A 4,298-nucleotide genomic window follows, 5' to 3' on the forward strand; every position below is an offset into this window, starting at 1 on the left:
GTGTTCGCTGCGGTGCAGAGCCTGGACTTCGTGCTGTCCGGCCCGCTGCCGGCGGGCAGTAGCTGCGCGCCGGCAGCGGGCCGGACAGCACGAAGTCCAGGCTCTGCACCGCAGCGAACACCGGGTTGGCCGCCGCGTGCTCGGCAAAGATCTGCCGCACGATGGCGTCGACCGACAGGTCCTGGAATACCCGCGAAGTCTGGCGCAGCCGCAGCAGCGCGAACGGCGGCTCGATGCTCAGCGCGTATTTGGCGAAACCGCCATCGCTGCCCAGGGTGTCGGCAGCACTGACCACGCCACAGCGCAGCGATTCGCTGCCATCGGCGCCGGCAATGCCCAGCCGCACCGGCAGGCCGAGCAGCGACTTCAGTTCGATGCTGTCACTGGCGGACAGGCACTCTAGCCGGAAGCGATAGCTGTCGGCCAGCGCCTCTTCGCCGGACAGCGCCAGCGGCAGCAGTGCCTCGCCCCAGCGGCTGCCATCGCCCAGCTGCAGGGTAAGCAGACGTTGGTCCTGGTTGAAGGCGGCGGCAAAGCTGGCGAGCAGGTCGGGGAGGTTCATCAACCTTGCACCTTGTAGGCATTGGAGGACAGCTGCAGCGTGGCGTCAAAACTCACCGGCGGCCGGTGTGGGTGTACTTTCAGCACGGCATCCACCCGGAAGCGCAGGTGGCGTTCCAGCTCGCGTGGCGCGTCCAGATTCACCCGCACCCGTGACAGCCGTGGCTCGTGCAGCTCAATGGCACGACGCAATTGCTCACGCAACAGCTCTCGATCGTCGGGATTCAGCAGGCTGATGCCGCTCAAGTCCGGAATCCCGTACTGCAGCATGCTGTCCCCGGCCAAACTATGGGCGTCAAACAATTCCGGCTGATCCATTACCCGGGTATTGAGCAATGCCTCCAGATCACGTGCCAAAGCACGACGGAATTGGGGGAGATCGAATTGCAGCGAGTCAGCCCCGTGACTCACATCCGGCTGGTCGTCCAGCAAGCGGTCAAGAACAGATGGCAGTACCCGTGTTTGTCGCAAACCGTTGAACTGCATGCTCAGCCTCCGAACAGTGCATGCAGTTGACGGCCAAGCAGCCAGCGATAGGTGCCCCAGATTCCGGCGGCGACCAGTGCCAGCAGTGCCAAGTACAGCCACATCGGCAGCTCGTGGCGGACGAATGCCTGGAACCGTTGCGGCAATTGCCAATTGGGCGCGAAATCGGCCTTGCCCCCCCGGACCTGCTGGATCTCTTGCCCCAGCTTGTGGGTGAGATAGCCAAGCTTCTCTTCCCCTTCCAGCAGGTAACGCCCCTGAAAACCCAGCAACAGGCAGGAGTAATAAACCTCCAACTCTTCGATGTGCTTCGCCGGGTCAAGACGTAACTGCTCCAAGCGGTTGAAGAACCCCTCCCCGGCCAGGTGTTCGCCAAACAGGCGCAACTGCAGCGGCATACGCTCCCACTCGTCACGCAGGGCGAAGTCCGATGCCAGTACGATTTCGTCCAGCAGCGCACAAAATGCGTACTTTGCTTGACCAATAGCTTCGTGCGATTTACCGAAGTTGCGGGCATTGCGCTCGTACTGTTGCAAAAACAGGTCTATGCGACGATTGAACTCCACGCTGCTGCCTGGCGCATTGCCATCCTTCAGCAGAAACAGCAAATAGACGCCATCTTCCAGCATTTCGCGCAGGGAAGGACCGGAAGGGGCGATGGCGATAGCAGCAGCTTGCTCGGCGGGGTTTGCAACAACTTGGTTCATGGTTGACTCAGCGGAAAACAGCAATCAATTCCAGGTTGAGACCTGACAGGGTTTGCGGTACGTAGATACAAATGCTGCGCGACTGCAGCATTCGGGAATAAATGTCACCATGCGGTTGCAAGGCAAAGTAGTGGTTGCCGACCCGAACCGGCATGGCAGATGGCGTCTGGCTGGCATGACTCAACGCCACCCCGCGCATGGCAGAGTTGAGGATCTTCTCGACATCGTCTGGCGAACCGATCTTGAGCTTGAGCGGAACGTTATCCAGCAGCTGCGTTGCAGGCTGCTCGCTCTGCACCGACAGATAGAAGTCAACGTTATCGAGAAAGCGATCGCTCTCGAGTCTGCCGATGAAGAAGGATGGCTTGGGAGAGTGCAGCGGGATCACCGCATAGCGTGCAGAGATCACCGTCTCCAGCAACTCGCGAATCTGCAAATCCAGCGTGGAGAACACCTGGTGCAGGTCCTCGTGCCGGTAAGCGGGAATATCAGCCAGTGCATAGCGGGTCGAAAAGGTCAGCAATTCACCACAAAATTCCGCCAGCGCCATGTACAGCTCTTCCGGATGCAGCGGGTTACTCAACGACAGATGCCGAAGACGGGCAAAATTGCGATTGACGGTATGTAGCAGCCAGAAAGATGAAATATCACTGGCACCAAACTCCATCACACTGTGGGCCTTTTCCCGCTGGCTGCCAGCCAGCGCCTGGCTTTTTACCAGCAGGATGTCCAGCAGACGGCGAAGCAGCTGCGGCAAACTTCCACTTGCCGCGATCCCCAGTAGCGGCGGCAAGTAGTCCTGTGCCAACTGCCACTGCCCGGTTGCATCCTTCTGCAACCGGCACAGGGCGATAGCTTCATAGCCATCCCGGTTTTCTTCTTCGAACATCAGGCGAACGACCGGCTCAAGCACAGCCACCTCTGCCGACAGCGCCTGGGTGTACAGATCGGCCATCTCGCTGCTACCACCCTGATAACGACATGGTCGACCTGCTGACTCACCACTACCGCTATTTCCCCCATAGGGCTGCATGTCGGCGAGGCATGCGTACAACGTAGTAACCACCCCGAGTTGCGGCACCGAAGCCAAATCACGCGACAATGGCAGCGGCGCAGACTGCGGCGCCTGATAGCAGCTACCATCGCGAAACAGCATGCCGAGAGCATCGACACGCACCATGCCGCCCCTTAACGCCTGCTCGTCCAAGTCGAATTGCTGCACACCCCAGGCATGCCGGCTAAGCTGCTGCTGCCGCCGAATAGCATCCTGCTCCAGAAAAAGAGCTTGCTGCTGAAAATGCTGTGGCCGCAGGAACATGCCCTCACCCCACAACACACGTTTTGCTGCTTGCATCGCTACATCCATCCAATGGCCTTGCGGCCAACCCGTAAACTTGCCAAGACCAGGGCCAACCCAGGCTAACGACAATCCACTTGCATTGAAGCTGGCTGCCCCGCCATGAGCCTAGCCGGCGGCATCAGCGCCCGCAGATAACAATCCTCGGCACGAAATAACAGCCCTACACGCCGCACATCATCCGCATTGAACAGCAACCGCCAGAACTGGCGGTCCGGCTGACGAAACATGCCCACCAGACCGATATGTGTCGCCTCTGGCGCAATAACCATTCCGGCTATCCCCGCTTTTCCCCCAGGCAACAAGGCCAACTCCTGGGAAGACAGCAGATCCGATGCCAGCAATTCTTTATCCGGCTTGCCCGTCATCAAGGCTTCCATTGTCAGACGGTTGAATGCCTGATCCGACTTGAGCTGGTAGACGCGAACCACCACAGACAGAGGCTTGCCCTGAGCATCCCTGTTCAACACCGCAGCAGCCTCCCCGCCACCCAGGACCGGACCTCCAGCGGCACAACCCGCCAGCAGCGATGGCACCAGCAAACCCACAATCAACAACCTTCCAAACCACCAACTTCTAGGGGGAAGCAACAACATTTGTTAATCCGCCTCTGGAAAACATGCCAAAGTCGTATCATAATTGAAATGCATTTTTTCTACAAAGACAGTGTTGAAATTTAATTTTCACTAATTTATTGAAAATAACAAATACAATTACAAAGTCATTTGTAAAGACAGCATGAAATGTTGCCAACACACGTAATTACATACCTAGCACCGGCCACAAGCCTGATCCTAGTAGGCCTTGTCGCTTGGATTGGAAACAGATTTTTCAATCAAAAATCGTTTAATATTAATGAGATAACTGAAACAAAACCGCAAGATCGCAAGGGCGATGGTGACCGTTTGGTGGCGCAAAGTATCACAAGGGCGCCCGACATCAACCTCGACCACCTTGCATTGCAACATCGATACAAAACAGCAATAAAGTACCTTGTCATTGCAAAAATTCCATTGATAACCTTATTTTTAGCAGCACTTTCAGTATCAATTGCTTTTTATTTAAGCAACAAACGAGAACACAAAAAACTAATACCAAAAGAATACACAAGCAGCACGAGAATCAAGCTTACGCTGCGGGAAGAGGAGCTGTCCACACCCACACCCCCAGCCCCTACAAACCAACCC

Annotated in this window: 5 protein-coding genes and 1 pseudogene; 1 reads left to right on the forward strand and 5 read right to left on the reverse strand. The window is 56.8% G+C overall.

The window, feature by feature from the left end; all coding sequences use genetic code 11:
- From HU218_RS13285 to tssJ, 5 genes are all read right to left on the reverse strand, one after another.
- The coding region (locus HU218_RS13285; protein ID WP_174875423.1) for a contractile injection system protein, VgrG/Pvc8 family at positions 1–562 on the reverse strand (562 nt) is incomplete at its 3' end.
- Entirely contained in the window at positions 562–1,047 is a 486-nt protein-coding gene (tssE, locus tag HU218_RS13290) for a type VI secretion system baseplate subunit TssE (RefSeq protein ID WP_174875424.1), read from the reverse strand. The genes HU218_RS13285 and tssE, both read right to left, overlap by 1 nt.
- Positions 1,048–1,049: 2 nt before the next feature.
- On the reverse strand, positions 1,050–1,754 hold the full coding sequence (icmH, locus tag HU218_RS13295) for a type IVB secretion system protein IcmH/DotU (RefSeq protein ID WP_174875425.1): 705 nt from the start codon (positions 1,752–1,754) through the stop codon (positions 1,050–1,052).
- Positions 1,755–1,761: 7 nt separating this feature from the next.
- Positions 1,762–3,108, reverse strand: a complete 1,347-nt coding sequence (tssK, locus tag HU218_RS13300) for a type VI secretion system baseplate subunit TssK (RefSeq protein WP_174875427.1) — start codon at positions 3,106–3,108, stop codon at positions 1,762–1,764.
- Between the two features lie 65 nt (positions 3,109–3,173).
- Complete coding sequence (tssJ, locus tag HU218_RS13305) at positions 3,174–3,707, reverse strand: type VI secretion system lipoprotein TssJ (RefSeq protein WP_174875426.1); 534 nt, start codon at positions 3,705–3,707, stop codon at positions 3,174–3,176.
- A gap of 147 nt (positions 3,708–3,854) precedes the next feature.
- On the opposite strand from tssJ, the pseudogene HU218_RS13310 reads away from it, so the two are divergent.
- Positions 3,855–4,298 (forward strand): annotated as a pseudogene (locus HU218_RS13310) (hypothetical protein); the annotation flags it as partial.

Origin of the sequence: Vogesella oryzae, from assembly GCF_902829295.1 — a bacterium.
Lineage (GTDB): Bacteria > Pseudomonadota > Gammaproteobacteria > Burkholderiales > Chromobacteriaceae > Vogesella > Vogesella oryzae.